Raw genomic sequence first — 26322 nt, 5'->3', positions numbered from 1 at the left:
GGGGCACTGTCAGTGGTGCCTGTCACGATGCGGGAGCAGGGCACCGCACGGAGCAGCAGAGAGAGCGAGCACGCCATGGGCACTTGGGACATCGGCCCCTTCGACAACGACACCGCCGCCGACTTCTCGTACACGGTCGACGAGGCCCCGGCGGCGGAGCGGGCGGACGTACTCCTGGCGGCGTTCCGCGAGGTGACCGACACCGGCGAGGACTACCTGGACGCGGACCTGGCGGTGGAGGCCGTCGCGGCGGCGGCCCTGGTGGCCGCGCAGTGCCCGGGCGGCGACCCGGTCACCACCGCGTACGGCCCGGAGGAGCCCATACCGCCGCTCCCGCCCGAGCTCCGCCCGGCGGCCGTCGCCGCCCTCGACCGCGTCCTCGGCAAGGACTCGGAGCTCCTTGAACTGTGGTCCGAGAGCGGCGAGGCGGGCCCGTGGCGGGCGGGCGTGGAGCGGCTGCGGACGGTGCTGGCGGGGGCGGCGGCCGGGGCCGGGGCGGCCCAGGCGGACTAGGCGTCAGCCGCCGTCCGCCGGGGAGGCCGAGGTGGTGGACCAGGCGTCAGCCGGGGAGGCCGAGGTGGTGGACCAGGCGTCAGCCGCCGTCCGCCGGACCGTCACCCTGCCCGTCGGGCTCCGGACCGTCGCCCTGCCCGTCGGGCTCCGCGCCGATGCCGTTCCACATGAAGCCGCCGCGCCAGTCGGCCTTGCCCGCGGCCCAGCCGAGCAGGGCGTCGCGCACCTTGTCCTGCGAGACGGTGAGCGTCCAATAGTGCTCCGCCGCGCTGCCGTCGCGGTGTTCCAGCTGGTAGACGTTGTCGTCGCGCAGGCGGACCTGGACGTACCAGTCGCCTTCGCGTTCGTCGTCCAGCCGCTGCAGGACCATGTGCTCGTTCCCCCGCCCCAGCGCGGCGAGCATGATGCCGATGCGGGGCCTGGAGGGTCGTTTGGTCATGTTCCCGCGTGAGTCGAACGCGACGAGCACGGACGGGTCCTCTCCTTGCCGCAGCCGCTGCTGCCTGATCCAGGTCCGCTCCTGAGCGGTCAGGAGCGGAGGGGGCGCGGGCGCTGCGTCGGGCCCGTAGAGGGCGATGGGGTCGTCCGGGTCGGACCACGAGCCCACGGCCGAGAGCCGGTACACGTGCTCACCGCCCCCGGGCACCTCGACCCGCAGGAGTTCGCGCGCGGGCGGGCCGGGGACGCAGCGTCCCACGTCGTCCGCGTACGGGCCGCCGTCGAACACGGCGTGCATCCAGCCGCTCGGCGGTCTCCCCGCCGTCTCGAACACGTCCTCCACCACGCTCCCTCGGGAGCATCGTAGGCCGGGCAAGGACCGCCCCCCTGACGCGGTACGGCGTTACGGCACCACGGGAAGCGCCACCGCCCGCTTCCACACGGACAGCTGCGCCGCGTCCACGGGCTTCATCGGCCCCTGGTACAGCTGCGCGTGACCGTCCTTCGCCGCGTCCGCCCAGGCATGGGTGGCGAACACGTACGTCGTACCGTCCGCCAGCCGGCCGGTGGCGCCCTCGTCACCGCCGTACGTGACCCGCACCGTGCCCCGCAGGTTCCCGCGCAGGACGGAGGTGACCTCGACCCGGTACACGTCCTGCGTCCAGCCCTCGATGTCGCGCTGCCCCTCGAACGCGGTGACGCGTCCGGTGAAGACGTTCTCGGTGTGGGGCGCCGTGCTCGCGGGGCTGCGCGCGTCGTAGCCGCGCAGGGCCTCTCCCGGTGCGACCTGCTGCTCCATGTGCCGGTAGCCGAGCCAACCGCCCACGGCCAGCGCTCCGGCGGCCACGGCACCCACTGCCAGGGCCAAGGACTTCCTGATCATGTTCATCCCCACAGTGCGTGATACGCCTTGACGTCGTTCGGGGTCGGCCCGTTGATCCTCTTCCCCTCGATGTGGCCGTACTCCGCCCACATCACCGAGGGGTACTGCCCCGTCCCGTAGTCCTTGTGGCAGAAGCCGAGCGCGTGCCCCAGCTCGTGAGCGGCGACCCGCCTGCGGTGCTCGTCCTTGCCCAGCGACTTCCCCGGGTTCAGGTAGGCCTTGTTCATCCAGAGGTAGTCGGTTCCGGTGTTCGGATCCCACCGCCCGTAGACGTTCTTCCACTGACCGGTGGAGCTGTCGGCGTCCCGCCACTCCAGATCGGCGTAGCTCGTCGCCCCGTCGGCCTTGATCGTCACCTGCTTGAGCGTGCCCGCCGTCCAGACCTTGACCGCGTGCTTGCGTGCGTCGTCGAACCGCGAACTGTCGTCCCACGCCAGCTCAGTGCCGTCCACGGAGGAGCGGCCTCGCGAGTCGGACTGGCCCTCTTCGCAATGGTGCGGCCTGGCGGCGGCCGGGATCGCCCGAGCCGGGGCGGGGGGCGGGGCCGTCAGCAGCACGACGGCCGCCGACGCGGCGGCCAGGGCCAGCGTGTTCGTCCTCATGGTCACCGGACGATAGCGTTCCGTCACCAGACGGGCAGGTCACGCCACCCGTGGCAGCCGCTCCACGCCCCTCTCGCCCCCTCCGCGCGCCCCCGCTCCCCCACCCCGGTCGCATGACCCCTGCACAGCTAGCCTGTTGGCTTGTCGCCGGTCGGACCAGGGGTGGGAATCGCATGACGGCAGAAACGAACGGCACGGACAGGACCGGCCAGGGAACCTGGTTCGTCAAAGGGTGCCTCGCGCCACTCGCGACCCTCGTCGGGATACTCCTCCTCCTCGGCGGCCTCATCGCCGCCGTCATCCTGCCCGACTCGGGCTATGCCCCCGGGTTCTCCATGGCCAAGGTCTGGGACGGCCCCCGTGACACCGGGCCGAGCGAGGACGGAGGGGAGGTCTCGCTCGCGGGCGACGCGGTGGTCCGTAGCCGCGCCGACGCCGTGACGGCCTTCGACGTCCGGTCGGGGAAGAAGCGCTGGGAATACCTCGTGCCCGACCGGGCGGAGATCTGCGCCACGAACCACCACGCCGCCGCCGGGGTCTCCCTGGTCGCCTACCGCCAGGCGAGGCCGGCGGAGAAGGACTGTGCCACCGTCGCCGCGGTCGACCTCGCCGACGGCCGGGAACTGTGGCGCACCGACGGTGTCGCGGCGGACTTCCTGGACAAGGTGGCCACCGCCGGCGGCGGCCTCGGCGTGCTCCGCGACGGGGACCGGCTGCGCGCCGTCGACCTGAAGACGGGTGCCCCGCGCTGGACGGCACCCCTGCCGAAGGGCTGCGACCCGCACGACCTCGCCCTCGCCCCGAAGCAGGTGGTCGCCGCCCTGATGTGCGGCACCGAGGCCACGCTCCTCGCGTACGACCCCGCGAACGGCAAGACGCGGTGGACCGTGCCCGTCGACGCCCGGCGCGGTGTGGACGAGGATGCCGAGCTGCGCGTGCTGTCCGCGGATCCGCCGGCGGTACGCGTCGACGAAGCCGACGGGAAGACCAGCGGCGTTCTCTCCTACGGGCCGGACGGCCGCACGCGGGCCAGGATCGCCGGGGCGGGCGACTACGGCAAGCTCATGAGCACGCGCGTGGAGGGCGGACGGCTCTTCGCGAGCGTCTGGGCCGGGGACGGGGAGAGCACGTACTTCAGCGGGATCGTCGCCTTCGACCTGGCGAGCGGTGACCAGCTGTGGCGGACGAAGGTCGCGGGGGACGACTTCGACGTGACGGACGGCCGGGTGACGGTGGCGCGCGCCCACCGGCACGGTGACCTGATGACCGTCCTCGACGCGGCCACGGGCGACGAGGAGGACGACCGGTCCTTCCGCGATTCCGAGGTGCGGTCCATCGCGGGCGTGTTCACCTACCAGGACCTGGTGATCCTGGTCCACGCGGACGACAGCATGCCGCCGTTCTCCGTGTACGAGCGCTGGTGACCGACGTCCCGGCGGACGCCCCCACCGGCGGCCGAGCCGTCAGGCTTCCGTCGGTGGGGTCTCCCGGCCGGTCCGGGCCTGCGTGAGGAGGCGGCGGAGCCAGCGCGTGCGGGCGGCACGGGCGTCCTGGGTGACGGCGGCGCGCGGTGCCAGGCCGTCGAAGTGGTGGCAGGCGCCGGACCAGACGTGCAGTTCGGCCTGGCCGCCCGCCTGCCAGATGCCGTTCGCGTAGGCCACGCCCTCGTCGCGGAACATCTCCGCCGACCCGACCTCCACATACGCCGGGGGCAGCCCGGACAGGTCCGTCGCGCGGGCCGGGGCCGCGTACGGCGGCAGGTCGGCCGAGCGCCGGAGCTCGCCGTGGTACGCCTGCCACGCGGTCTCGTGCGAGGTCAGGTCTCCCATGTCGACGCCCGACATCTGGCGTGCGGAGAAGGTCGTGAGGCTGTCGTCCAGCATCGGCGAGAGCAGGATCTGCCCGAGCGCGACCGGGCCCCCTCGGTCTCGGGCCAGCAGCGCGAGCGCCGCCGCGAGACCGCCGCCCGCGCTCTTGCCGCCGAGGACCAGCCGGTCGGCGTCCACGCCCAGTCGGGCCGCGTTTCCGGCCGCCCAGACCAGACCCGCGTAACAGTCCTCCAGCGGCTCCGGATAGCGCACCCCGGGCGCCAGCCGGTACTCCACCGACAGCACCGCGAGCCCCAGCGGCAGCGCCCACTCGCGCAGTACCGTCGGCAGCACGGACCAGGCGTTGCCCATCACCATCGCGCCGCCGTGCAGGTAGTAGAGCAGTGGCAGCGGTCCGTCGAGCCCGGCCGGCCGCGCGCTCACCAACGTCACATCCGGCGCGCCCGCCGGCCCCGGCACCCGCAGCTCCTCCACCGCGAACAGACCGCCCGCCCGCAGCTCCTCGACCGTCGGCCGTGGCCGGCTCGCCGCGTCCCGCGCCTGCCGCTCCGCCAGGTTCTCCGGCGTGACCGGCTCCCGCCACGCCGGATCCACGGCATCGACGGCGGCGGCCACTTCGGGATCGAGCGGCGTCGGCCCACTCATGAGGCCGCCGCCCGTCGTGCGCGGCGCGCAAGGCACCCGGTGACCACGAGCACGGTCGGGTTGCTCCACCCCGGGGCGGGCCCGTCGCCCCGCCGGTTCCGCAACCGCCCGGCGAGCGCGATCCCCACCCACGTCGGCAGCGCCACGGCGAGGATCAGCATCCCTAAGAGCGTCGCCACGACCGAGCCCCCGCCCTCAGCCGAGCCGCTCCTCGGCGGCGGCCGTCACGAACGCCGTGAAGGCCGCCGGGGAGGCGAGGAAGTGGGGGCCGGTGGGGTTCTTGGAGTCGCGTACGGCGACGTGGGCGGCGAGGTCGGCGACCTCGATGCACTGCCCGCCGGTGTCGCTGCTGTACGAGGACTTACGCCAGGCGGCGGCGCCGAGGGGCGCGCACTCGACGCACTGGCCGCCGGTGTCGCCACTGAACGAGGACTTACGCCAGCTCACTCCGGTCAGGTTCAGCTCGGTCCCCATACTGTTCCTCCATCACCCGGGCGATCAGTGCGGCCGAGTCCTCCACGGAAAGGGCAGCGGCCCGCAAGTGATCGTAACGGAGGAACCCTTCCCTGACGGCGGCTGCATCGGCAGTCATGTGCCCTTGGACGAAGTCCTCCGTATAGACGATGTCGGGGTCGTCCTCGAACCGCAGGAGGTTGAAGGACCCCAGCACCCCCACATGTGCTCCCGCCGAGAACGGCAGGATCTGGATCTTCACCCACTCCCGCTCCTGCATACGCAACAGGTGCGCGAGTTGGGCTCGCATCACCTCCCGGCCGCCGACCTCCTGGCGGAGTACCGCCTCACTCATGACCACCCAACACAACGGCGGGGTCTCGCGGTCCAGGATGCGCTGACGTTCCATGCGAGCGGCGACCTTGGCGTCGAGGTCGCCCTCCATCCGCACGCCAAGGATCTCGCGGGCGTACTCCGGGGTCTGGAGGAGGCCGTCCACCACTCCCATCTGGAAGGAGTAGATGTAGGTCGCCTTCGCCTCCATCTCCGCGTACGGCTGGAACCAGTTCGGCAACTGGCTCTTCAGCACAAGCCCGATCAGCCGCGAGAACAGCCCGCCCGTCATCAGCGCCGCGTCCAGCTGCTCCGAGAAGCGGCGCGTCGGGACCTTCTTCGCCGTCTCGATCTGGCCCACCAGGGAGCCGGTACAGAAGAGGATGCCACCCAGCTCGTCCTGTTTGAGCCCCGCCTCCTCCCTCAATCGGCGTAATTCGTAGCCGTAGTAGTCCAGCGGCGAGGCACTGGGATCGAGGTTCCTGATGTTGGCCACGGCGAGGTTCACCCCCAAGGTCACGCTTTCACGCGTTGGTTCCGCCTAGTAGCCGAGCGTAACGGGAGCGCTCCAATCTGGTGGCATGAATCACGCAACAGACCTCTACCCTGCGGAACTTGGCACGACCTACCGCATGGGCTTCACCGTGGGTGAGCACTCCGCCGGTCACATGCGCCGCATCCTGCGCATGTTCCTCACGCGTTGGCGGCTCGACCACCTGACCGATTCCTCCGCCCTGGCGCTGACCGAGCTCGTGGCGAACGTCGTCCGGCACGTCCCCGGCCGGCGGTGCACGGGCCTGATCCTGCGCGAGCCGTACGGGCTGCGGGTGGAGGTGGCGGACGGGGAGCGGGGGACGCTCGTCGCGAAGGCGCCGGAGCCGCTGGCCGAGGGCGGGCGCGGGCTGACGCTGGTGGAGGCCGTGACGGACCGGTGGGGGGTGGTGGAGGGGGCGGACGGGAAGACGGTGTGGTTCGAGTGCGACGCATAGGGCACGATGGGCGCCCAGAACCGCGTACCCGCCAGTAGGAGCCCCCATGGCCGCCGCCGACGTCCTCACCGAGCCCAGCCCCGAGATCCTCGCCGCCTTCGAGGCCGCGAAGGGCTTCATGCCGGTCAGGGAAGGGCTCGCGCTGTACGAGGCGGCCGCGGGGGCGGCGAAGCTGGGACTGCCGCTCCTGGAGGTCGGCACGTACTGCGGCCGTTCGACGATCCTCCTGGCGGACGTGGCCAGGCGGGCGGGGACGGTCGCGGTGACGGTGGACCACCACCGGGGCAGCGAGGAGCAGCAGCCGGGGTGGGAGTACCACGACCCGACCGTGGTCGACCCGGAGGTCGGGGTCATGGACACGCTGCCGACCTTCCGCCGTACGCTCCGCAAGGCGGGCCTCGAGGAGCACGTGATCGCGGTGGTCGGCCGCTCGCCGCAGGTGGCGCGCGTCTGGACCGGCCCGCTGGGCTTCGTGTTCATCGACGGCGGGCACACCGACGAGCACGCGACGGCCGACTACCAGGGCTGGGCGCCCAAGGTGGCGCCCGGGGGCCTGCTGGTCATCCACGACGTGTTCCCGAACCCGGAGGACGGAGGCCAGGCCCCGTACCGCATCTATCTGCGGGCGCTGGAGTCCGGTGACTTCGAGGAGGTCTCGGTCACGGACTCCCTCCGGGTCCTGCGGCGCGGCTGATGCTGCGGGTGACGCCCGCGAAGACGGTGGTGGCGAGGATCCAGCCGGCGACGACGAAGGCGTAGGACAGCGTCTGGTACCAGCCCTCGGGCGCGAAGGCGCCCTCCTGGCCGAAGGAGATCACCGGCAGCAGCAGGTCGAGGGTGAAGAACACCGGGTGGAAGTCGGGGGCCTCGTCCGCCTTCAGCGGGCGCGGGTGGTGCAGGCCGTAGACGACGGAGCCGACGGCGAGCAGGGACAGCAGCCAGACGCAGGCGAGCACGGGGCGGAAGCCGTAGCCGACGGTGACCTCCTGGAGGTGGCCCCAGAGGCGGCCGGGCCAGGGCAGGGTGCGGCGGTGGCGGCGGAGTTTGGCGAGCTGGACGACGCGGGCGGCCTGGTCGTCGCCGGTGCGGAGGTAGGCGGCGGTCAGCTGCTCGTAGCCGTGGGTGAGATAGCCCTCGCCGTCCCGGTCCAGCATGGGCAGGCGGCGCTCGGCGGGCTCGTGCGGGGTGAGGGTGGTGTAGACGAGGCCGTTGAGCAGCACCTCGTCCGGCAGCACGTCCGGTTCGAGGAAGAGGACGTCGATCTGGGCACGGCGCAGGTTGAGGGTGCCCTCCATGGGCGGGCTCCTGCGCAGCCACAGCTCGCCGATGACGGTGCTGGAGGCGCGCAGCGCCGTGTCGCCGGGGTTGGACAGCTCGGCGTAGGAGAGGTCGAGCCGCCCGGGGATCCGGGCGCCCCGCAGTCCGATCCAGCCCTCCACGCGCGCGTGACGCATGTGGAGGTCGGCGCCGACGGTGAGGGTCTGGGCGTCGAGGGCGACGTGGCCGGGGTGGGTGAGGCGGGCGCGGTCGAGGGTGACCGATCCGGCGATCGAGGCGCCGCTGAGCCGCACCTCGCCGTGGACGCGCATCTCCGGGGCCCACAGGTTGTCGCCGATGGTGGCGTGGCCGAGGCGGAGGGCGGGCCACTTCTCGATGTCCTCCGGGTCCGGGGTGATCTCGCACCCCTCCATGAACAGCGCGCCGTCGATCCGTGCGCCGCCGAGCCGCACCAGGCCGTGGAAGCGGCAGCCGCTCAGGTACACCATGCCCTCGACCTGGACGGTGGCGGCGGCCAGGCCCGGCAGGACGGAACCGTCGAGTTTGAGCGTGCGCAGCCGGGCCGCGAACAGCACCGGTGCCGCCTCGAAGTGGCAGTCGCTCAGCCGTACGGCGTGGTCGATGACTCCGTACGACAGGTCGAGCTCGCCGCTGATGCGCGCGCCGGAGAGTCGGAGGGCGGCTATCTCGCCGTCCTCCTGAGGGGCGTTGAGGAGCAGGGCCCGCAGCACCTCGGCGCGGACGGTGCGCTCCGGGCCCCAGTCCGCGCCGCCGGCGGCGTCCTCGTCGTCGGTCGTGCGGAAGTCGACGGCGGCACCCTTGGGGAAGGCGTGCCACACCGTCAGCTCGGCGGGTGAAAGATCGTTCGTGTCCACCTGCCGGGACTCTGGCGCCACCGCCGCGGACCTGTCAACTCCCCTTTCCGCTCCCCGCCTCAGTAGAACAGCGAGGTCACGTACAGGCAGTTGGTGTAGCTGTAGCCCGACTCGATCGTGTCCTTGCTGGCCTTGCGGACGTCCGACGACGTGGCCGTGCCGTCCCGCTTCTGGAGGAAGTGGTACGTGCCCGGGGGCAGCGTCAGGGTCCGCTTCGGGTACGTGGACGACGGGCCGGAGCACGGTTTGTTCTTGCCGCCCACCGGGAGGATGGCGGGGTAGGTCTTGCAGCCGGCGCAGGCGGGGAGGGTGATCCGGCCGGTGACGGGGCCGGTGTAGAGGAGTTCGACCTCGCCGGGGCCGTCGTTGCTGACGACCATGACCTGGCCGGAGCCGTCGGAGGTGGCGGCGGAGGGGACCTTGGCACCGGCGGCCGGGGACTCCTCGGCGATCTCGGCGGCGATGGCGACGTTCCGGGCCTGGGCGGTCTGCGGGCTGGAGGGGTACGCCTTGACGTAGTCGTTCATCGCCGAGACCGCCTCGGTGAACTCCTTCTTCTTGAAGTGATCGAGGCCGCAGGCGAAGTCGCCGCGCTGGATGGCCCGCTCGGTGTCCTTCCCGAGCTTCCCGAAGGCCGCGCTCGGCAGCAGGTCGACGGTGGTGTCGAAGCGGCGGAGCTCGGTGGCCGTGTCGCAGGGCGAGCTGCCGATCGACCTGTCGCGGGTGCGCAGGGACTCGCGGAGCGTCGGCTCGATCTTCTGCGCGTACGGCGACTGCGGGAAGGTGGTGAGCAGGGCGTTGAGGTGCTCGCCCGCCGTGGCCTCCTGGCCCGCCGAGCCGGCCGTCCGGGTGCCGCACTCGAACCACGACTCGGCCAGCGGCTCGTCGGCCTTGCCGACGAGGTCGCCGAGCAGGGCCCGGTCGACGGTGTCGGGCAGGGCGCGCAGATGCGTGAGCGCGGGGACGGCCTGGCAGTGGTCCTTCTTGTCGTACGGGGCGGAGACCGCCTTGTAGTAGGCCCGGAGGCGGTCGGGGACGAGCTTTCCGGCACGGGAGCCGGCGTGCTCGGTGCCGAGCTGCTGGTAGGCGGTGAGGGCGGTGCGGTAGGTCGACTCGACGCTGGTGAAGCTCTGGCCCTGCGAGTCCTTCACGAGCCGGTCGGCGGAGGCGAGGAGGTCCAGGAGCCGCTGCTCCTTCGCCTCGTCGCGGGCCGCGCCGTACGCGAACGCGCCGCCCACCGGCACCGCGAGCAGCACCAGGGCGACGGGGACGACGAGGGCCCGGCGCGCCGAGGCCCAGGAGGGCAGCGGGACGCGGCGGGCGCGCCGGGCGGCGTCCGCGCAGGCGAGGAGCAGGAAGACGCCGTAGGCGACGAGGGCGCCGGTGGGGACGCCGTCGGGGTCGGCGGGCAGGGCGGTCACGAGCAGGGCGACGGTGGCCGCCCAGCAGACGACGGCGCCGATCCACTGGCGGAGGAGTACGTGGCCGAGGCCGAGCCCGGAGAGGGTGAGGAGTCCGGCGGCCACGGCGTGGGACCAGGGCTGGGGCGGGAGCGGTGGCGCGGGCGGCGGGGCCGGGGACGCGGGCGGCGGGCCCGGGTCGTACACCGGCGGGAGCCCGGACGGCGGGCCGGGCTGGTGCACCGGCCCGGACGGCGGGCCGGACTGGTGCACCGGCCCGGGCGGCGGGCCCGTGTCGTACACCGGCGGATGCGGGGGCGGGGCCGGTGGTGCAGGCGGGGCCGGTGGTGCAGGCGGGGCCGGTGGTGGAGGCGCGGCCGGTGGCACGCCCTCAGGCCCTCCAGGTCCTCCGGATCGGCCGGATCCGCCGGGCCCCCCGGGGCCTCCCGGCCCCTCCTGCCCCGCCGCCCGTCCGGTCCATTCCCACGGCGCCGGTTCCGGGCGCGCGTCGTTCGGTTCTTCCCCCGCCACAGGTCCCCCTCTGTGGTCATCGTGATGGTGCTCCCCACTTACCCTTCACGGACTTCTCACACACGCTGCCCGCTGCGGGCATTCCGCGCCCCGACCGCCTAAAGTCGCGGGGTGCCGTACGACCACCGGAAGCTCCCGCACCGGAAACTCCTCGCCCTCGCCCTGCCGCTCGCGCTGCCGCTGGCCCTGACCGCCTGCACGGCGGAGGCCCCCCAGGGGTCCCGTAGCGGCGACGCGAAGCACACCGCCGCGACCGCCACCGCCTCGACCGCGGGTGCCGCGCGGCCCGCGCCCCCGCTCGCCGGGCGGACGGTCGTCGTCGACCCCGGCCACAACCCGGGCAACTTCCGCCATACGACGGAAATCAACAAAAAGGTCGACATCGGGACGAACCACAAGGAGTGCGACACCACCGGCACGTCCACGAACGCCGGTTACACCGAGGCCGCCTTCACCCTCGACGTCTCCCACCGCCTCCGCGACCTCCTCGTGAAGCAGGGCGCGAAGGTGGTCCTCGTCCATGACGCCGACCGCCCCTACGGGCCCTGCATCGACGAGCGCGCCCGGATCGGCAACACCGCCGGGGCCGACGCCGTCGTGTCCGTCCACGCGGACGGCTCGGCGGTCGGGAACCGCGGCTTCCACGTGATCCTGCCCGCGCGGGTGAGCGGCGGCGGCGCCGACACCGCGAAGATCGTCGGCCCGTCCCGTACCCTCGGCGAGAAACTGGCCGCCGCGTTCGCCCGCGCGACCGGTGCCCGGCCCGCCAACTACCTCGGCGCGGGTACGGGATTGGACGTCCGCGACGATCTCGGGGGACTCAATCTCTCAACCGTGCCCAAGGTCTTCCTCGAATGCGGCAATATGCGTGATCCGAAGGACGCCGCGCTCCTGACCGACCCCGCGTGGCGCCAGAGGGCGGCGCAGGGGATCGCGGACGGCATCGGGGCCTACCTGGAGGGGTAGGACCGAGGAGCGATCGGGCGAACGATAGATTCCCTCCGTACGATGGGGCCGCCCCCGTGCTTCGCGCCACCCCGACGAGACGACCCGACGAAGGACTTCTTACGTGAATATCCGCTCCCTCACCCGAGGCGATGGCGTGCTGATCGGTGCAGCGGTGGTGCTGTTCATCGCCTCGTTCCTCGGCATCGCCGGCTGTGACGCCCCGGGCAACCTCTGCGACTCGTACGAGTCCCCGTACGCGTGGGAGATGTCGCCGCTCGGCTGGGGCTCCTTCTTCCTGGGCATCGCCGGGGCCGCCCTGGTGGTCGTCTCGCGCGCGCTGCCGCAGCAGCGGAAGGTGGCGGGCCTGGAGCTCGGCCAGGTGGGCACGGCGTTCACCGTCGCCTCCGCCTGGACCCTGCTGATGTGGGTCTTCGAGTCCGGCAACGCCGGCGCGGGCCTCATCCTCGGCCTCATCGCCTCCCTGATCCTGGCCGCCGCCGCCATCGCCGGCCCGCTCGTCCCGGCCCTGCGCGGCCCGCTGCTCGGCGCGCCGCGCCCGCAGACCCCGCAGCCGTACGGCATGCAGGCCGGCCAGCCGGGTCAGCCGGGCGTCGGCGGCGGTTACGGCTACCCGGGGGCCCAGCAGCAGCCGCAGCCGTACGGTGCCCAGCCGGACCCGTCGCTCGGCGGCCAGCCCTACGGCGCGCAGCCGCAGGCCGCCCAGCCGCAGCCGCACGCCCCGCAGGACGCCCAGCCGCAGCCCCAGGCCGCGCAGGCGCCGGCCTCGGACTTCCAGCCGTTCTGGTTCGCGGTCCCGGTGGCTCGCCCGCTGTACGGCGAGGACGGCTCCACGGCGCCGATCGCCGAACTGGCCCCCGGCACCTGGTACCTGGCGGTCGATCAGCGCGGCCAGGCGCTGGTCGCCCAGACGCAGGACGGCCGCCGCGGCGTCCTCCAGGACACCACCGGCATCCAGCGCGGCTAGCCGCACACCGCTCGGCCCGACGGCCCCTCGCCCGGATCCCTTCCGGGCGGGGGGCCGTTGCCGTACAGTGCCCGCCCGACGACCGAAACTGACGGAGCATCAGGAAACCCGGGTCTTGAAGGGTGAAGACGGCATGCGACTCGGACTCGCCCTCGGCTACTGGGGCCGCGGCCCCTCCCCCGCCCACCTCGAACTCGCCCGCGAGGCCGAACGGCTCGGCTACCACTCCGTGTGGACCGCCGAGGCCTGGGGTTCCGACGCCTTCACCGCGCTCACCTGGATCGCCGCCCACACCTCCCGCGTCCGGCTCGGCACGGCCGTCGCGCAGATGGCCGCCCGCACCCCGACCGCCACCGCCATGCACGCGCTCACCCTCGACCACCTCTCCGGCGGACGGATGCTGCTCGGGCTCGGGCTGTCCGGGCCGCAGGTCGTCGAGGGCTGGTACGGGCGGCCGTTCCCGCGCTCGCCGCTGACCGCGACCCGCGAATACGTGGACGTGGTGCGGCAGGTGCTGCGCCGCGAGGGTCCGGTCACGCTCGACGGGCGCTACCACCCGCTCCCGTACGACGGCCCCGACGGCACCGGCCTCGGCAAGCCCCTCAAGCCGATCACCCACCCCCTCCGGGCCGGCCTGCCGGTCCTGCTCGGCGCCGAGGGCCCGAAGAACATCGCGCAGACGCTCCGCATCGCCGACGGCTGGCTGCCGCTCTACTGGTCACCGAGCCGCTGGGCCGAGGTGTACGACCTGCCGGACCGGCTCCCGGACGGCTTCACGGTGGCGCCGATGGTGCGGGCGCGGGTCTGCGACGACATCGCCGCCGGGCTGCTGCCGGTGAAGTACACGCTCGCCTTCTACATCGGCGGCATGGGCCACGCGACCCGCAACTTCCACGCCGACCTGATGGGCCGCATGGGCTACGAGACGGAAGCCCGGCACATCCAGGAGCTGTTCGCCGCCGGGCGGCGCGAGGAGGCGGTGCTCGCCGTGCCGGACGCCTTCGCCGACGAGATCTCCCTGGTCGGCCCGAGACGGCGCATCGCCGAACGGCTCGCGGAGTGGCGCAAGGGCCCGGTGACGGACCTGCTGGTCACGGCTCCGGACCTGGCGACGCTGCGGGTGCTGGCGGAGCTCGCCACCTGACCGCTCTCCCGGCCCGTGGGGGGCGGCTCGGGAACGGGCCGGGTCAGCCCCAGGTCGGCTCCAGCCGCCAGGAACCACGCGACTCCACGTACAGCAGGCACTCCTTCCTCGGTGCGGTGACGGTCGCCGCGAAGGGCCCGTCGCCCCTGCACAGCGTCTCCGTGGTCCTGAGGTCACGACCCAGGACGCTCAGCGTGAAGGCCGAGCCCTCGTCCTGGGTGATCCGCAGGGGCGAACGGCCTCCCGGGTGCCGCACCACGTACGTCCCCTCGCCGGTCAACGGCCCCTCCAGGGGCGGGACGTCCTCCAGCGGGTGCAGCCAGGCCCGCCAGCCCTTCCTGGTGTGCAGGTGGAGGCGTACGACCGCGCCGCCGTCCGCCGGGACCGGTACGACCGCCCGGGTCAGGGCCGAGGCATGAGTGAGGAGCTGCCACGGCCGGCCCGGCTCCCGCACCGGTTCCGTCACCTCGACCCACGAGTCCGCCGCCCGCTCCAGGTGTACGACGAGGAGGGCGGGCTGCCGGGCGTCGGGGCGGTGCAGCTGCACGCCCTTGGTCCCGCGGCTCTCCCAGCGGCTGCGGGTGGCGGTGTGGTCGGGCCAGGTGGCGTAGGGGTCGGAGGACGGGGTGGAAGGCGTGGCCGGGGGTCTGGCGGTGGGTCTCGCGGCGGGGGTGGGTCGGGGCGCGGGGAGCGTCGGGGCGGGCGCGGCGGGCGCGGCGGGTGCGGCGGGTGCGGCAGCGGCAGGGGGGCGGGGCGCGCGTGGGCCGGTGGCGATCGGTGGCAGGCCCTCGGCGAGGCGTACGGCGTCGGCCGCGCACACGGCGACGGTCCGGGGCGCGCCCTCCGGCGGCGCCCACAGGACCTCGTCGGTGGACGGCCCGTGCCGGGGGTCGAAGAAGCAGAGCGGCGTGCGCGGCGGCCGCGGCAGGCCGGCCAGCGCGGCGTCCACGCAGGCGAGGGCGTACCGGCCGGTGTCGAGGGTCCTCAGGACGTCGGCGGCGTCCCGCAGGTTCCGGTCGCCGACGAACTCCCGCTTGGCCTGCTCGTAGGCGTCCAGGGCCTGTTGCCAGTCGGCGAGGAGCACCAGGTCGTCCGCGTGCGCGCCGGGGCTGAAGGCGTGCCCGGCGAGCGCCTCGCCGAAGGCGGTGATCTCCGCGTCGACGCGGGCGAGTTCGGCCTCGTTCCGACGCCCTCGGAACATTCCGGTGAGCGTCCCCCATATTCCGTCCGTCACGCGTCGGATCGTAGACGGACGGCGGACGGCGGAGGCGGGCGGCGTCAGGCGGGGCGGGGGCCGCGGCCGGCGCGGGTGGCCCGGACGGTGGCGAGCGTCCAGGCGGTCGCCCATACGGCGCCGACGAGCAGGGCCGCGAGCGCGGTGGGCGGATGGGGCGGCACGGGGCCGAGGGCGGGCGCGAGGCCCGCCGCGCGGGCACCGAAGCCGAGGACGCCCGCTCCCACCATCGCGATGCCCGCCCAGGAGACGGCCAGGACGGGCAGGCGGACGAACGGGGTGCGCGGCAGACGGATGAGCAGAACGGCGACGAGCGCCATCAGGAGGCCGAGGGCCGCGTTGGCCAGCTGGGCGGTGGTGACGTCGGTGACACCGGCATAGGCGTCAACCGGCGCCGGGAAGCCCGGCATCCCGAGCTCGCCGTCCCTCGCCAGGTCCACCTTGCTGACGGTGTAGGCGAGGGCGCCGGCGCATGCGGTGAGCGCGGCGGCGGTGGTGCGTGTCAGGAGGCGGTTCCGGGAGGGCGGGCGCTGCTGGGTCCGGGGCATGCGCCCATCGTGCGCGGACGGCCGCCCTGGGCGCCTCCTCCGCGCGTCGGGACCGCCTCCCCCGTACGGCGGAGGCCCGCTCGGCCGCCGGACGGGTCGCCGGTCAGCCGCCGGTCAGTCCCCGCCCGGGCCCCGCTCGGCCGCCGGTCAGTCCCCGCTCGGGCCTCGCTCGGCCGCCGGTCAGCCGCCGCTGAGCTGGGACGTGCTCGGCACCTTGTCGACGACCTCGGCGCCCGCGCTCTTCCCCGCGTCCTTCACGCCCTTGATGATGTTCTCGAAGGCGCCGATGTCGCCGTCCGTGGCCTCGCCCTTGCGCAGCTTGGTGCCGAGGTCCTTCAAGGAGTCGATGCCGGCGCTCAGCGGCGCCACCGCCTTCGACAGCAGGGCGTCGCCCTTGGCGTTGTTCACGGCCGCCTTGAGCCGGTTGTAGGTGAAGGCGCCCGCGAGGCCCGCCTTCACCAGGGCGACGGTGCGGCCGTCGGCACCCTTCTTGAACTTGCCCGCGCGGTACGGCTTGACGATCCACTGGTACGTTGCGCCCGCCGCCAGGCCCGCGTTGGCCACGAACCGGGTCTTGGCCAGCTTCTGCTGCTGGAAGCTCGCCGAGGACGTCGGGGTCGCCTGGGCGTTCGCGGTCATGCTCTGCCTGCTCTCGTCGCCGCAGGCCGCGGTCGTGACGAGGAGCGCGCCGGACAGGAGGGCGGCGACGACGGCGCGGCGCGCACGGACGAAGGTGGGCACGGTGAGACCTCCCTGGCCCCCCGGGGACTGTGGCGTCAGCCTCTCCCCGGCTCCGGGCCCGCGCCACCCGGCCGCCTCCGAACGGGTCACGGAAGACCTGCCGTAGGACGGGTTTCGGGCGCCAACTCGCGGTAACCCGAGGGGTATGACTTCCGGACGGAGTAACACCACGCAAGCGGCGAGGGTGATCGTCGTCCTCGCCGATGTCATGGCCGCCATCATCGGCCTGTGGATCCTGATGTACCTGCTGGGCGCCAACCGGGGCAACGAGCTCGTGGAGTTCGTCCAGAGCGTCGCCCGCTGGCTGGCCGGCTGGTCGCACGACCTCTTCACGTTCGACGAGGCGTGGGCACGGGTCGTCGCGGGCTACGGCCTCGCCGCCGTCGTCTACCTGCTCGTCGGCCACCTGGTGGCCGGGCGGCTGCTGCGCCGCCACTGACCCGGACCCTTGCCGCCCGCCTCCCCGGGCGGGCGGCTCCCGAACGGTCAGGCGCAGCAGTCGGGTTCCAGGCCGCGCGGCAGGCGTTCGCCGCCGAAGACGGCGACCGTCGCCTCGTCGCCGCCGAGCGCGGCGACCGCGAGCAGCAGCGACCCGGCGGTCCAGGTGGTCTGCTCCTCGGGCCAGAAGGCCCGGTTGCCCTCGAAGACGTAACCGGTCCAGTAGGCGCCGTTCGCGGCCCGCAGGTGCCCGATGGAGGTCAGGATGTCCAGGGCCCGGTCGGACTCGCCCATCGCCCACAGGGTGAGGGCCAGTTCGCAGCTCTCGCCGCCGGTGACCCAGGGGTTGGGCAGCACGCAGCGCACCCCGAGTCCGGGCACGACGAAGTCGTCCCACCGGGCGTCGATGCGGGCCTTGGCCTCGGGGCCGGTGACCGCGCCGCCGAGGACCGGGTAGTACCAGTCCATCGAGTAGCGGGACTTGTCGAGGAAGCGCTCGGGGTGGCGGCGTATCGCGTGGCCGAGGGCGCCGGCCGCCAGCTCCCAGTCCGGCTGCGGCTCCTCGCGCTCCTCGGCGATGGCGAGGGCGCAGCGCAGGGCCTGGTGGATGGAGGAGCTGCCGGTGAGCAGGGCGTCGGTCACGGGCGTGCCGTCGGCCTCGCGCTTCCAGCCGATCTGCCCGCCGGGCTGCTGGAGGCCGAGGACGAACTCGACGGCGGCGTAGACGACGGGCCACATCCGGTCGAGGAAGGCGTCGTCGCCGGTGGACAGGTAGTGGTGCCACACGCCGACGGCTATGTACGCGACGAAGTTGGACTCGCGGCCGCGGTCGGTGACGTCGTCGGGGTCGCCGTCGTGGTAGGCCGCGTACCAGGAGCCGTCGGTGTTCTGGTGCCGGGCCAGCCACGCGTAGGCGCGGGCGGCGGCCTCGTGCTCCCCTGCGGTGTCGAGGGCCATGGCGGCCTCGGTGTGGTCCCAGGGGTCCAGGTGGTGGCCGCGGAACCAGGGTATGGCGCCGTCCTCGCGCTGGGCGGCGAGGATGCCGGCCACGGTCTCGGCGGCCTGCTCGGCGGTCAGGACCCCGGGCAGGACCAGGTGTTCCGCGATCCGCTCGGGAGAGGTCACGCGTCGGCCTTCCCGGTGTCGGTGGCCGCGTCCCCCGTGCCGGTGCCGGTCGCGGCGTCGGCCTTCGGGAGGTGGGGCTTGGTCGCGTACGCCACGAAGCTCTTGCCGACGACCGGGTTGAGCAGCTGCTCGGCGATCCGGGTCAGGGCGGGCTTCTTCATGATGTCCCAGACCAGCAGCTTGTGGTACGCGCGGACCGGCAGCGCCTTGTCGTTGTCCACGCCGAAGGCGCACTTGAGCCACCAGTAGGGCGCGTGCAGGGCGTGGGCGTGGTGGGTGCCGTACGGCCTGAGGCCGGCCTGGCGCATCTTGGCGAGGAGTTCGTCGGCCTTGTAGATGCGGATGTGGCCGCCCTCGACCTCGTGGTACTCGTCGGAGAGCGCCCAGCAGACCTTCTCGGGGCCGTAGCGGGGCACGGTGACGGCGATCCGGCCGCCGGGCCTGAGGACCCGGACCATCTCGGCGAGCACGCCCTTGTCGTCGGGGATGTGCTCCATGACCTCGGAGATGATGACGACGTCGAAGGACTCGTCGGGGAAGGGCAGGTTGAGCGCGTCGCCCTCCATGGCGGTGGCGGTCGCGCCGGCCGGGGCCTCGCCGGCCTCCTTCATGGCGGCGAACCACTTGGCGACCTCGCGGATCTCCTCGCCGTTCTGGTCGAGGGCGACGACCTGGGCGCCGCGCCGGTAGCACTCGAAGGCGTGCCGGCCCCCTCCGCAGCCCAGGTCGAGCACGCGGTCGCCGGGGGCGAGCGGGAAGCGGGTGAAGTCGACGGTCAGCACGGGGTCTGCCTTTCAGTGGCTGCGCGGAGGGGGTGGCCGCGGTGTCAGGGGCGGGGGGCCGCGACGCGGCCGTGGCGGGCGAGGGCCTCGCGGTACAGCTCGGCGGTGCCCTGGGCCGCCCTGGCCCAGGTGAAGCGGGCGAGCACCCGCTCCCGGCCCGCGGCGCCGAGCCGGGCGCGCAGTTCCGCGTCGCCGAGGACCCGGCCGAGCGCGGCGGCGAGGGCGCCGGCGTCGCCCGGGGGGACGGCGAGGCAGGTCTCGCCGTCGGGTCCGGCGACCTCGGGGATGGCGCCGCCGGTGGTGGCGACGAGCGGGGTGCCGGTGGCCATGCCCTCGGCGGCGGGCAGCGAGAAGCCCTCGTAGAGGGAGGGGACGCAGGCGACCTGGGCGGAGCGGTAGAGGTCGACGAGCTCGGCGTCGGTGACGCCCTTGACGAACCGGACGGCGCCGTCGAGCCCGTACCGCTCGATGGCCTGGGCGACCGGCCCGTCCTCGGCGCGCTTGCCGACGACGACGAGGTGGGCGTCGGGGTGTTCGGTGCGGAGCTTGGCGAGCGCCTCGACGAGGTGGACGAGGCCCTTGAGGGGGACGTCGGCGCTGGAGGTGGTGACGATCCGGCCGGGGACCTCGGCGACGGAGGGGTCCGGGGACCACAGGTCGGTGTCGGCGCCGATGTGGACGACCTTGATGCGGTCCTCGCGGACGCCGAGGTGTTCGACGATCTCCTGGCGGGAGGTGCCGGAGACGGTGAGGACGGACGGCAGGCGGCGGGCGACCCGCTTCTGCATGCGGGTGAAGGCGTACCAGCGGCGTACGGAGGCGCGGCGCTTCCAGTCGGCGGCGGCGTCGAGTTCGAGCTGCCGGTCGACGGTGATGGGGTGGTGGATCGTGGTGACGAGCGGGGCGCCCAGCGCCCGGGGGCCGCCGAGGAGTCCGTAGCCGAGGGTCTGGTTGTCGTGGACGACGTCGAAGTCGCCGCGGCGGGCGGCGAGCATGCGGCGGGCCCGCAGGGAGAAGGTCAGCGGCTCGGGGAAGCCGCCCGTCCACATGGTGGCGACCTCGAGGGCGTCGATCCAGTCGCGGTACTCGTCGCGGCCCGGGGTGCGGAAGGGGTCGGGCTGGCGGTAGAGGTCGAGGCTGGCGATCTCGGTGAGCGGCACGCCCTCGTCGAGCGTCGGATACGGCTGGGAGCCGATGACCTCGACGCTGTGGCCCAGGCGGGCGAGCTCGCGGGAGAGGTGGCGGACGTAGACGCCCTGGCCGCCACAGAACGGGTTCCCCTTGTACGTGAGGAGAGCGATCCGCAACGGACGGTCACCGCCCGGGCCGGCGCCCGGTCGGGGGCTTGCCTCTACGGCCTCCGCGGTCATCTGGGACCCCCTTCGAGCGTGCTTTTCGCGCGAGCGTAACCGCCCGCGCTAATCTAGAACAAGTTACAGACTTGATCGTTCTTGATCCTTCGAGGAGCACTGAATCTACCGGCAGGTAGCTCGGCCGCGAGAGGCGGATCAGGTGATTCGCGCCACGACGGCCGACCCGCCATACTGTCGCTCCTCCACCGCATGGAACGGGACTCATGCACCGCATGGAACGGGACTCATGACCGCGGAAGACAGACCGGCGACACCGCCCCTGACAGAGCGCCAGGAGGCGCGCCGCCGGCGCATCCTGCACGCCAGCGCGCAGCTCGCGGGGCGGGGCGGTTTCGACGCCGTACAGATGCGGGAGGTCGCCGAGGCGGCCGGGGTGGCGCTGGGGACGCTCTACCGTTACTTCCCGTCCAAGATCCATCTCCTGGTCGCCACCATGCAGGACCAGCTCCAGCACCTGCACACGACGCTGCGCAAGCGCCCGCCGGCGGGCGAGGACCCGGCGCAGCGGGTGGCCGAGACGCTGATGCGGGCCTTCCGGGCGCTGCAGCGGGAGCCGCAGCTCGCGGACGCGATGGTACGGGCGCTGACCTTCGCGGACCGCAGCGTGAGCCCGGAGGTGGACACGGTGTCGCGGCTGACCACCGCGATCATCCTGGACGCGATGGGGGCGGAGCACCCGACGCCGGAGCAGTTGTCGGCGGTGCGGGTGATCGAGCACACGTGGCACTCGGCGCTGATCACCTGGCTGTCGGGGCGGGCCTCGATCGCACAGGTGAAGATCGACATCGAGACGGTCTGCCGGCTGATCGACCTGACGGCGCCGGGGAGCGAGCAGGGGGCCCCGGCGGGGCGCTGAGCGGGCGTCGGCGGGGCGCGGAGCGGACCTCGCTGGGGCGCTGAGCTCGCCGGTCGCCGGTCCGGGTGGCGAGCGGTCGCCGGTCGCCGGTCCCGCCCGGGACGGCGCGGTCGCCGCCTCGCTCCTCCTGTGCCCGGTCAGCCGGTCAGCCCGTCGTCGGATCCTGATCGAGGATGCCGGACTTCTTGACGCAGGCGATGTCGTGGGCGCGCAGCGTGACCACTCCTTGGCCGTCCGCCGCTTCGTGGTACTCGGTGACCATGAACCAGCCCCGCTGCTCGAACAGCTGCTCGGCGACGCCGACGGCCCCGTCCCGGGCCTTGCGCTCCTTGCGCTCCCCGGCCGGCTGCCAGGCCCGGTCGCGCAGGGCGCCGACCACCGTGTCGTAGCGGGAGAGGTCCACCGGCGTGGACTCCTCGTCGAAGCTCTTGAAAGCGAGCGAACACGCCGCCGGAAGGCGGCCGGAGCCCTTGTCGGCCAACTGGCCGTAGTCCTCCGCGTTCCTCGGCAGGCCGGCGGCGGCCACCGCCCCGTCGACGTCCGCCCGTACCACGTCCTTCGTGAGCGGGCCGGTCCCCGCCGGGCGCGGCGGAGGCGGTGGCGTCTTCGCCGCCTCGTCCTCGGCCCCGCAGCCCGCCGCCCCGAGTGTCAGGGCCAGCCCGGCCAGGGCCGCCGAGACGGTCCGTCTCTTCTTTCCCACTGTGGTCCCCTCCCCGGATCACGGGGCCGTTCGCCCCCGGATCAGGGGAGGAGTGTGTCACGGGGCGCCGACACGGCCGCTCCACCGGTGGGGCCCCGGCTCCCCGCCCGTCCGCCGGGGTGGGGGCCGGGCGGGGCCGCCCCTGGGCGGCCGGGCGTAGCGGGCCCGAGGCGGCCGGGCCGTCGGCGGCCGGGGTCAGGACTGCTTGCTCTTCTCCAGGTCGGCCTTGAACAGCGCCTCGCAGACGGGCGAGGAGTCGCTGGCGATGAACATCACCATCTTGACCGGGCCCGTGCTGTGGTCGCTCGCCTTCAGCAGCCAGTTGGCCTTGGTGAGGGTCTGGACCGTCGAGCCGCTCTGCGTGAGGCTCTGGCCGGTCTTCCAGCCGCCCTTGGTGAGGGTCGCGACCGTGTCCGCGTAGGACTTCTTCGGGTCGGCGGCCTTCTCCGCGTCGGGGGTCCAGGAGACCATGCACTTCTCCAGGCCGGGCGGGATGTCCTCGCCGGACGTGTCCTGGGTGAAGCCGGCGGCCGTCGCCGCGGTCTCGATCTCCTTGGTGACGGCGTCCGCCGTCAGCTTCTCGCCGCCACCGGCCTCCGAGCCGCCGCCGGTCGAACCGGCCGACGCCGAACCGCCGCCCGTCGAGGCCGAACCGCCCTTGTCCGAACCGCCGCCGCTCCCGCAGCCCGCGACCAGCAGCACCACACCGGCGGCCGCGGCCACCCACTTCGCCTTGCGCACAGTACTCCCAATTCAGCGCGCACAAGGGCCTCTTGCCCCCGTGATCAAGGGAGTAGTTTTGCATACGGGAACGCCTGCCCGGGTTCGCCTCCGGCCCGCGCGACGCAGGCGTCCTCGGACGCCTGGAGCCCGATCTGACCCGTCGCCGGCAGGCCCCGGAACTCCGCCACCAGGCTCCAGCCGCGCTGCGTGAACACCCGCTGGACCTCACCGGCGGCCCCGCCCTCGCCCTTCGTCTCCTTGCGCAGGCCGGGCCGCTCCCGCCATCCGCGCTCGCCGAGTTCGCCCAGCACCGCCTCGTACCGGCGGAGGCCGAGCGGCGCGGTCCGTGTGCCGTGGGCCTTGTGGACGACCAGGCACCTCGCCCACGAGTCGGCCGGGAGGCGCTTCACCAGCGTCTCCCAGGACGGGTCGGTCGACGGGGCACCCGCGTCCGCCATCGCGGCCGCCAGCTCGCCGCGCACCCGCTCCCTGCTGAACGGGCCGGCGTCCACGGGCCGTTGCGGGGCCGTCGAAGCGGAAGGCGCGCCGCCGCCGGTCCCCGCGCCCGCACCCGAACCCGAACCCGCGCCCGTCCCCGCACCCGAACCCGAACCCGCGCCCGTCCCCGCACCCGTTCCCCCGGCCGCGCAGCCCGTGGCGCCGAGCGTCAGCGTCACGGCCAGGGCCAGAGCCGCCACGGCCGCGGCGGCCGGCGCGCCGCGGCCCGTCACCGTTCTCGTCATGCTCGGAGTGTTCCACGCGGTCGCCGCTACTCCTCCGGCGGGAAGACCGGCTCTCCTCCGTCCACCAGCGTGATCGCGATCGCCTCCACCGGGCAGCCCTCCGCCGCCGCCAGCACCCGCTCGTTCGCGTCCGCCTCCGGCTCGCGCGGACGGGACTGGCGGGCCGTGTCGAGGCGGAAGCCGTCCGGGGCGTGGACGACGCACATGCCGGAGCCGATGCAGACGCTCCGGTCGACCTCCACGTGCCAGCGGTCGCCCATCACGCCCCACCCGGCCCCTCGTAGCCGGCCGGCAGGTGGATCATCTTGTGCTCCAGGTAGGCGGCCAGGCCCTCGGGGCCGAACTCGCGGCCCAGACCGGAGTTCTTGTAGCCGCCGAAGGGGCCGAGCATGTCGAGGCTGAAGGTGTTGACGTTGAAGGTGCCGGTGCGGACCTTGCGGGCGAAGTCGACGCCGTGCTCGACGTCGGCGGTCCAGACGCTGCCGCTGAGGCCGTAGTCGGAGTCGTTGGCGATCCGCAGGGCCTCGTCCTCGTCCCCGTACGGCAGGAGGCAGATGACCGGGCCGAAGATCTCCTCGCGGGCGACGCGCATCGCGTTGTCGACGCCGCCGAGGAGGGTCGGCTCGACGTACCAGCCGCGCTCCAGGCCGGCCGGACGGCCGCCGCCGGTCAGGACCTTGGCGCCCTCGGCCTGGCCGATGCCGATGTAGTCGAGGGAGCGCTGCTGCTGGCGGCGGGCGACGAGCGGGCCGACCTGGGTGGCGGGGTCGAGCGGGTCGCCGACCACGAGCGCGCCCGCCGCCGCGGCGAGGGCCTCGGCGAACTCCTCGTAGCGGGAGCGGGGGGCGAGGATGCGGGTCTGGGCGACGCAGGCCTGGCCGTTGTTCATCCAGGCGGCCGGGACGATGCCCGCGACGGCGGCCTCCAGGTCGGCGTCGGGCAGCACGACGGCCGCGGACTTGCCGCCGAGTTCCAGGGTGACGCGGGTGAGGTTGCGGGAGGCGACCTCCATCACCCGCTTGCCGGCCGCGACCGACCCGGTGAAGGAGACCTTGTCGACGCCCGGGTGCCCGACCAGGTACTCGCTGACCTCCCGGTCCGCCGGCAGGATCGACAGGACGCCCTCCGGCAGCCCGGCCTCGGCCGCGATCTCGCCGAGGATGTACGCGTCGAGGGGCGTCTCCGGGGAGGGCTTGAGGATCGCGGTGCAGCCGGCCAGGAGCGCGGGCCCGAGCTTGGCGGCGGCGGTGAACTGCGGCACGTTCCACGGCACCACGGCCGCGACGACCCCGACCGGTTCCCGCCGCACGAGCAGCGGCCCGAGGACCCCGGAGCGGCGTTCCTCGTAGGCGTACTCCCGCGCCACCGTGATCGCCGAGTCCCACACCATCATCGCGCCCAGCGCCTGGGCGAGGACCGACCAGGAGTACGGCGAGCCGTTCTGGGAGCTGATGGAGCGGGCGATCTCCTCGTGCCGCACGGCGATCGCGTCCTTGATCCGGCCGACGACCTCGATCCGCTCCTCCAGCGTCCACCGCGGCCAGGGCCCCTCGTCGAAGGCCCGCCGGGCGGCGGCGACGGCCCGGTCGACGTCGGCCTTGGAGGCGTGCGGGACGCGGCCGAGGACCTCCTCGGTGTGCGGGGAGATCACCTCGATGACCTCACTGCCGAGCGGATCGGCGAACGCGCCGCCGATGAACAGTTCTCCGTGCTCCACAAGCTCGGTCATGGCCGACTGCCTCCCGGAACGCGCGTTGTCCGACCGGTCTCGTCCGACCGGCGTTGTCCGACCGGCACTGCCCGACCGGCGTTGTCCGACCGGCGTTGCCCGACCGGTCATCTGACGGTCTTTCAGAACTGATACCAGTTCTCGTTATAGTGGGCAATGGCCGAGCAGGAGCCGTACCGGTACTTACGCGGAGACGAGGACGCTCATGGCACAGGCGACCGACACGGTGACCGAGCACGGCGGTGGCGTCTGGTCGCTGCGGGTGCCCATCCCGGACAACCCCCTCGGGCACACCCTCGTCCACGTCCTCGACACCGGCCGCGGGCCCGTGCTCGTCGACACCGGCTGGGACGACCCGGACTCCTGGGCCGAACTCACCGCCGGGCTCGGCGCCCTCGGCCTCGCCGTCGCGGACGTCCACGGCGTCGTCGTCACCCACCACCACCCCGACCACCACGGCCTGTCCGGCCGGGTCCGGGAGGAGTCCGGCGCCTGGATCGCCATGCACGCCGCCGACATCGCCGTCGTCCGCCGCACCCGCGGCTCCGCCCCCGGCAGCTGGCTCGACTACCTGGCGCGCAAGCTCGCCGCCGTCGGCGCCCCCGAGGACCACACCGCCCCGCTGCTCGCCGCCCGCGCCGCCGGCGGCCGGATGCGCACCCTGCCCGGACTGCGCTCCGCCCTGCCCGACCGGGAGATCGTCCCCGGCGAGCTCCTCGACCTGGCCGGCCGCCGGCTGCGCGCCGTATGGACGCCCGGCCACACCCCCGGCCATGTCTGCCTCCACCTGGAGGAGGCCCACCCGGCCGGCCTCCCCGGGCACGGCCGGCTGTTCTCCGGCGACCACCTGCTGCCCGGCATCAGCCCGCACATCGGGCTGTACGAGGACCCCGACGACGCCACCGTCACCGACCCCCTCGGCGACTACCTCGACTCCCTGGAGCGCGTCGGCCGCCTCGGCGCCGCCGAAGTGCTCCCCGCCCACCAGCACGCCTTCCCCGACGCCGCCGGCCGGGTCCGCGAGCTCCTGGCCCACCACGAGGAACGCCTCACCGGCCTGCTCGCCCTGCTCGCCGTCCCGCTCACCCCCTGGCAGCTCGCCGAACGCATGGAGTGGAACCGCCCCTGGGACCGCATCCCGCACGGCTCCCGCACCATCGCCGTCAGCGAGGCCGAGGCCCACGTCCGCCACCTGGTGAAGCGGGGGCGGGCGGAACCGGTGGCGGGGACGGAGCCGGTGGCGTACGTGGCGGTGTGAGCGGAGTGAGCGGAGTGAGCGGAGTGGCCCGAGGGGGCGGTGCGCCCGGAGCGGTGTGACGTACGGCTCCGGGGGCGGCGGGTGACCGGCCGGTAGAGTGGGCGACCGTCGTCATGCCCGTACAGGGGGAAGCCGGTGGGAATCCGGCACTGACCCCGCAACCGTGACACGCCCCTGGGCGTGGAGTCGGACCGCCCGGTACGGGACGTGAGCGCCGGCACCGTCG

The 26322-nt window shown here is 73.7% G+C and carries 29 protein-coding genes and 1 riboswitch; of the genes, 10 read left to right on the top strand and 19 right to left on the bottom strand.

What is annotated here, in order from left to right:
• The first annotated feature begins 75 nt into the window (after positions 1-75).
• Positions 76-513: a DUF4259 domain-containing protein gene (locus ABTZ91_RS31050; RefSeq protein WP_352080558.1), complete on the top strand. Its 438-nt coding sequence runs from the start codon at positions 76-78 to the stop codon at positions 511-513.
• Between the two features lie 79 nt (positions 514-592).
• Here ABTZ91_RS31050 and ABTZ91_RS31045 read toward each other — a convergent pair whose 3' ends face one another.
• The 3 genes from ABTZ91_RS31045 to ABTZ91_RS31035 are packed head-to-tail and all read right to left on the bottom strand — an operon-like array spanning position 593 to position 2436.
• Positions 593-1297: a hypothetical protein gene (locus tag ABTZ91_RS31045; protein WP_352080557.1), complete on the bottom strand. Its 705-nt coding sequence runs from the start codon at positions 1295-1297 to the stop codon at positions 593-595.
• Between the two features lie 57 nt (positions 1298-1354).
• Positions 1355-1819 (bottom strand): hypothetical protein, encoded by a 465-nt coding sequence (locus tag ABTZ91_RS31040; protein WP_352080556.1) that lies wholly within the window; start codon positions 1817-1819, stop codon positions 1355-1357.
• A gap of 17 nt (positions 1820-1836) precedes the next feature.
• Positions 1837-2436 carry a hypothetical protein gene (locus ABTZ91_RS31035; protein ID WP_352080555.1) on the bottom strand — a complete coding sequence of 200 codons (600 nt, stop codon included), beginning with the start codon at positions 2434-2436 and terminating at the stop codon, positions 1837-1839.
• A gap of 173 nt (positions 2437-2609) precedes the next feature.
• On the opposite strand from ABTZ91_RS31035, the gene ABTZ91_RS31030 reads away from it, so the two are divergent.
• Positions 2610-3860: a PQQ-binding-like beta-propeller repeat protein gene (locus ABTZ91_RS31030; RefSeq protein ID WP_352080554.1), complete on the top strand. Its 1251-nt coding sequence runs from the start codon at positions 2610-2612 to the stop codon at positions 3858-3860.
• A gap of 39 nt (positions 3861-3899) precedes the next feature.
• On the opposite strand, the gene ABTZ91_RS31025 is transcribed toward ABTZ91_RS31030, so the two are convergent.
• The 3 genes from ABTZ91_RS31025 to ABTZ91_RS31015 all read right to left on the bottom strand — a co-directional run bounded on the left by ABTZ91_RS31025 (position 3900) and on the right by ABTZ91_RS31015 (position 6192).
• A complete protein-coding gene (locus tag ABTZ91_RS31025) occupies positions 3900-4910 on the bottom strand; it encodes an alpha/beta hydrolase (RefSeq protein ID WP_352080553.1) in 1011 nt (336 codons plus the stop codon).
• 195 nt (positions 4911-5105) lie between these two features.
• Positions 5106-5384, bottom strand: coding sequence for a DUF397 domain-containing protein (locus tag ABTZ91_RS31020; RefSeq protein ID WP_352080552.1), 279 nt, complete (start codon positions 5382-5384; stop codon positions 5106-5108).
• Positions 5344-6192: a helix-turn-helix transcriptional regulator gene (locus tag ABTZ91_RS31015; RefSeq protein WP_352080551.1), complete on the bottom strand. Its 849-nt coding sequence runs from the start codon at positions 6190-6192 to the stop codon at positions 5344-5346. The genes ABTZ91_RS31020 and ABTZ91_RS31015 overlap by 41 nt, the downstream gene beginning before the upstream one ends.
• A gap of 85 nt (positions 6193-6277) precedes the next feature.
• Here ABTZ91_RS31015 and ABTZ91_RS31010 point away from each other — a divergent pair, with 85 nt between their 5' ends.
• Positions 6278-6685, top strand: coding sequence for an ATP-binding protein (locus ABTZ91_RS31010; protein ID WP_352080550.1), 408 nt, complete (start codon positions 6278-6280; stop codon positions 6683-6685).
• Positions 6686-6731: 46 nt separating this feature from the next.
• A complete protein-coding gene (locus ABTZ91_RS31005; RefSeq protein ID WP_352080549.1) occupies positions 6732-7379 on the top strand; it encodes a class I SAM-dependent methyltransferase in 648 nt (215 codons plus the stop codon).
• Here the strand turns inward: ABTZ91_RS31005 and ABTZ91_RS31000 are convergent.
• Together ABTZ91_RS31000 and ABTZ91_RS30995 are read right to left on the bottom strand one after the other, a co-directional pair.
• Positions 7345-8838, bottom strand: a complete 1494-nt coding sequence (locus ABTZ91_RS31000; protein WP_352080548.1) for a membrane-associated oxidoreductase — start codon at positions 8836-8838, stop codon at positions 7345-7347. The two genes, ABTZ91_RS31005 and ABTZ91_RS31000, sit on opposite strands and share 35 nt — an antisense overlap.
• Positions 8839-8897: 59 nt before the next feature.
• Positions 8898-10541 (bottom strand): hypothetical protein, encoded by a 1644-nt coding sequence (locus ABTZ91_RS30995; RefSeq protein ID WP_352080547.1) that lies wholly within the window; start codon positions 10539-10541, stop codon positions 8898-8900.
• A 339-nt stretch (positions 10542-10880) separates the two neighbouring features.
• Between ABTZ91_RS30995 and ABTZ91_RS30990 the strand changes: the two genes are divergently transcribed.
• From ABTZ91_RS30990 to ABTZ91_RS30980, 3 genes are all read left to right on the top strand, one after another.
• Positions 10881-11735, top strand: a complete 855-nt coding sequence (locus ABTZ91_RS30990) for an N-acetylmuramoyl-L-alanine amidase (RefSeq protein WP_352080546.1) — start codon at positions 10881-10883, stop codon at positions 11733-11735.
• Positions 11736-11838: 103 nt separating this feature from the next.
• Positions 11839-12702 carry a DUF5336 domain-containing protein gene (locus ABTZ91_RS30985; protein ID WP_352080545.1) on the top strand — a complete coding sequence of 288 codons (864 nt, stop codon included), beginning with the start codon at positions 11839-11841 and terminating at the stop codon, positions 12700-12702.
• 133 nt (positions 12703-12835) lie between these two features.
• Positions 12836-13846: an LLM class F420-dependent oxidoreductase gene (locus ABTZ91_RS30980; protein ID WP_352080544.1), complete on the top strand. Its 1011-nt coding sequence runs from the start codon at positions 12836-12838 to the stop codon at positions 13844-13846.
• Positions 13847-13889: 43 nt separating this feature from the next.
• Here ABTZ91_RS30980 and ABTZ91_RS30975 read toward each other — a convergent pair whose 3' ends face one another.
• From ABTZ91_RS30975 to ABTZ91_RS30965, 3 genes are all read right to left on the bottom strand, one after another.
• Complete coding sequence (locus ABTZ91_RS30975; protein ID WP_352080543.1) at positions 13890-15080, bottom strand: hypothetical protein; 1191 nt, start codon at positions 15078-15080, stop codon at positions 13890-13892.
• A gap of 44 nt (positions 15081-15124) precedes the next feature.
• The gene (locus tag ABTZ91_RS30970; RefSeq protein WP_352080542.1) at positions 15125-15628 is read right to left on the bottom strand and encodes a hypothetical protein; all 504 of its coding nucleotides are present in this window, start codon (positions 15626-15628) and stop codon (positions 15125-15127) included.
• Positions 15629-15808: 180 nt separating this feature from the next.
• On the bottom strand, positions 15809-16369 hold the full coding sequence (locus ABTZ91_RS30965) for a hypothetical protein (protein WP_352080541.1): 561 nt from the start codon (positions 16367-16369) through the stop codon (positions 15809-15811).
• Positions 16370-16514: 145 nt separating this feature from the next.
• On the opposite strand from ABTZ91_RS30965, the gene ABTZ91_RS30960 reads away from it, so the two are divergent.
• The gene (locus ABTZ91_RS30960; RefSeq protein WP_352080540.1) at positions 16515-16808 is read left to right on the top strand and encodes a hypothetical protein; all 294 of its coding nucleotides are present in this window, start codon (positions 16515-16517) and stop codon (positions 16806-16808) included.
• Between the two features lie 47 nt (positions 16809-16855).
• Here ABTZ91_RS30960 and ABTZ91_RS30955 read toward each other — a convergent pair whose 3' ends face one another.
• The 3 genes from ABTZ91_RS30955 to ABTZ91_RS30945 are packed head-to-tail and all read right to left on the bottom strand — an operon-like array spanning position 16856 to position 20084.
• Positions 16856-17932: a prenyltransferase gene (locus ABTZ91_RS30955; RefSeq protein ID WP_352080539.1), complete on the bottom strand. Its 1077-nt coding sequence runs from the start codon at positions 17930-17932 to the stop codon at positions 16856-16858.
• Positions 17929-18714 carry a class I SAM-dependent methyltransferase gene (locus ABTZ91_RS30950; protein ID WP_352080538.1) on the bottom strand — a complete coding sequence of 262 codons (786 nt, stop codon included), beginning with the start codon at positions 18712-18714 and terminating at the stop codon, positions 17929-17931. The genes ABTZ91_RS30955 and ABTZ91_RS30950 overlap by 4 nt, the downstream gene beginning before the upstream one ends.
• 44 nt (positions 18715-18758) lie before the next feature.
• Positions 18759-20084, bottom strand: coding sequence for a glycosyltransferase family 4 protein (locus ABTZ91_RS30945; protein ID WP_352080537.1), 1326 nt, complete (start codon positions 20082-20084; stop codon positions 18759-18761).
• A gap of 229 nt (positions 20085-20313) precedes the next feature.
• On the opposite strand from ABTZ91_RS30945, the gene ABTZ91_RS30940 reads away from it, so the two are divergent.
• A complete protein-coding gene (locus ABTZ91_RS30940; protein ID WP_352080536.1) occupies positions 20314-20943 on the top strand; it encodes a TetR family transcriptional regulator in 630 nt (209 codons plus the stop codon).
• Between the two features lie 145 nt (positions 20944-21088).
• On the opposite strand, the gene ABTZ91_RS30935 is transcribed toward ABTZ91_RS30940, so the two are convergent.
• From ABTZ91_RS30935 to ABTZ91_RS30915, 5 genes are all read right to left on the bottom strand, one after another.
• A complete protein-coding gene (locus ABTZ91_RS30935; protein WP_352080535.1) occupies positions 21089-21643 on the bottom strand; it encodes a hypothetical protein in 555 nt (184 codons plus the stop codon).
• A gap of 195 nt (positions 21644-21838) precedes the next feature.
• Positions 21839-22384 (bottom strand): hypothetical protein, encoded by a 546-nt coding sequence (locus ABTZ91_RS30930; protein WP_352080534.1) that lies wholly within the window; start codon positions 22382-22384, stop codon positions 21839-21841.
• Between the two features lie 44 nt (positions 22385-22428).
• Complete coding sequence (locus ABTZ91_RS30925; protein ID WP_352080533.1) at positions 22429-23109, bottom strand: hypothetical protein; 681 nt, start codon at positions 23107-23109, stop codon at positions 22429-22431.
• A gap of 26 nt (positions 23110-23135) precedes the next feature.
• On the bottom strand, positions 23136-23369 hold the full coding sequence (locus ABTZ91_RS30920) for a ferredoxin (RefSeq protein WP_352080532.1): 234 nt from the start codon (positions 23367-23369) through the stop codon (positions 23136-23138).
• Positions 23369-24838, bottom strand: coding sequence for an aldehyde dehydrogenase (locus ABTZ91_RS30915; RefSeq protein WP_352080531.1), 1470 nt, complete (start codon positions 24836-24838; stop codon positions 23369-23371). Before ABTZ91_RS30915 ends, ABTZ91_RS30920 begins: the two co-directional genes overlap by 1 nt.
• Before the next feature lie 205 nt (positions 24839-25043).
• Between ABTZ91_RS30915 and ABTZ91_RS30910 the strand changes: the two genes are divergently transcribed.
• Positions 25044-26096: an MBL fold metallo-hydrolase gene (locus ABTZ91_RS30910; RefSeq protein ID WP_352080530.1), complete on the top strand. Its 1053-nt coding sequence runs from the start codon at positions 25044-25046 to the stop codon at positions 26094-26096.
• Between the two features lie 81 nt (positions 26097-26177).
• Positions 26178-26311: riboswitch (cobalamin riboswitch) on the top strand.
• The last annotated feature ends 11 nt before the right edge of the window (positions 26312-26322 follow it).

Source organism: Streptomyces sp. NPDC126499, from assembly GCF_040302485.1.
GTDB lineage: Bacteria > Actinomycetota > Actinomycetes > Streptomycetales > Streptomycetaceae > Streptomyces.
Note: the sequence above shows the minus strand (reverse complement) of the source record. Positions and strands in the feature narration are given on the sequence as shown.

What these genes read in the sequence shown, in the direction of transcription:
- ABTZ91_RS31050 (WP_352080558.1), top strand. Translation starts at nt 76, where the DNA reads ATGGGCACTTGGGACATCGGCCCCTTCGACAACGACACCGCCGCCGAC.
- ABTZ91_RS31020 (WP_352080552.1), bottom strand. Translation starts at nt 5,384, where the DNA reads ATGGGGACCGAGCTGAACCTGACCGGAGTGAGCTGGCGTAAGTCCTCG.
- ABTZ91_RS30910 (WP_352080530.1), top strand. Translation starts at nt 25,044, where the DNA reads ATGGCACAGGCGACCGACACGGTGACCGAGCACGGCGGTGGCGTCTGG.
- ABTZ91_RS31010 (WP_352080550.1), top strand. Translation starts at nt 6,278, where the DNA reads ATGAATCACGCAACAGACCTCTACCCTGCGGAACTTGGCACGACCTAC.
- ABTZ91_RS30915 (WP_352080531.1), bottom strand. Translation starts at nt 24,838, where the DNA reads ATGACCGAGCTTGTGGAGCACGGAGAACTGTTCATCGGCGGCGCGTTC.
- ABTZ91_RS31035 (WP_352080555.1), bottom strand. Translation starts at nt 2,436, where the DNA reads ATGAGGACGAACACGCTGGCCCTGGCCGCCGCGTCGGCGGCCGTCGTG.
- ABTZ91_RS31025 (WP_352080553.1), bottom strand. Translation starts at nt 4,910, where the DNA reads ATGAGTGGGCCGACGCCGCTCGATCCCGAAGTGGCCGCCGCCGTCGAT.
- ABTZ91_RS31030 (WP_352080554.1), top strand. Translation starts at nt 2,610, where the DNA reads ATGACGGCAGAAACGAACGGCACGGACAGGACCGGCCAGGGAACCTGG.
- ABTZ91_RS30960 (WP_352080540.1), top strand. Translation starts at nt 16,515, where the DNA reads ATGACTTCCGGACGGAGTAACACCACGCAAGCGGCGAGGGTGATCGTC.
- ABTZ91_RS30940 (WP_352080536.1), top strand. Translation starts at nt 20,314, where the DNA reads ATGACCGCGGAAGACAGACCGGCGACACCGCCCCTGACAGAGCGCCAG.
- ABTZ91_RS31005 (WP_352080549.1), top strand. Translation starts at nt 6,732, where the DNA reads ATGGCCGCCGCCGACGTCCTCACCGAGCCCAGCCCCGAGATCCTCGCC.
- ABTZ91_RS30945 (WP_352080537.1), bottom strand. Translation starts at nt 20,084, where the DNA reads ATGACCGCGGAGGCCGTAGAGGCAAGCCCCCGACCGGGCGCCGGCCCG.
- ABTZ91_RS30970 (WP_352080542.1), bottom strand. Translation starts at nt 15,628, where the DNA reads ATGCCCCGGACCCAGCAGCGCCCGCCCTCCCGGAACCGCCTCCTGACA.
- ABTZ91_RS30980 (WP_352080544.1), top strand. Translation starts at nt 12,836, where the DNA reads ATGCGACTCGGACTCGCCCTCGGCTACTGGGGCCGCGGCCCCTCCCCC.
- ABTZ91_RS30925 (WP_352080533.1), bottom strand. Translation starts at nt 23,109, where the DNA reads ATGACGAGAACGGTGACGGGCCGCGGCGCGCCGGCCGCCGCGGCCGTG.
- ABTZ91_RS30920 (WP_352080532.1), bottom strand. Translation starts at nt 23,369, where the DNA reads ATGGGCGACCGCTGGCACGTGGAGGTCGACCGGAGCGTCTGCATCGGC.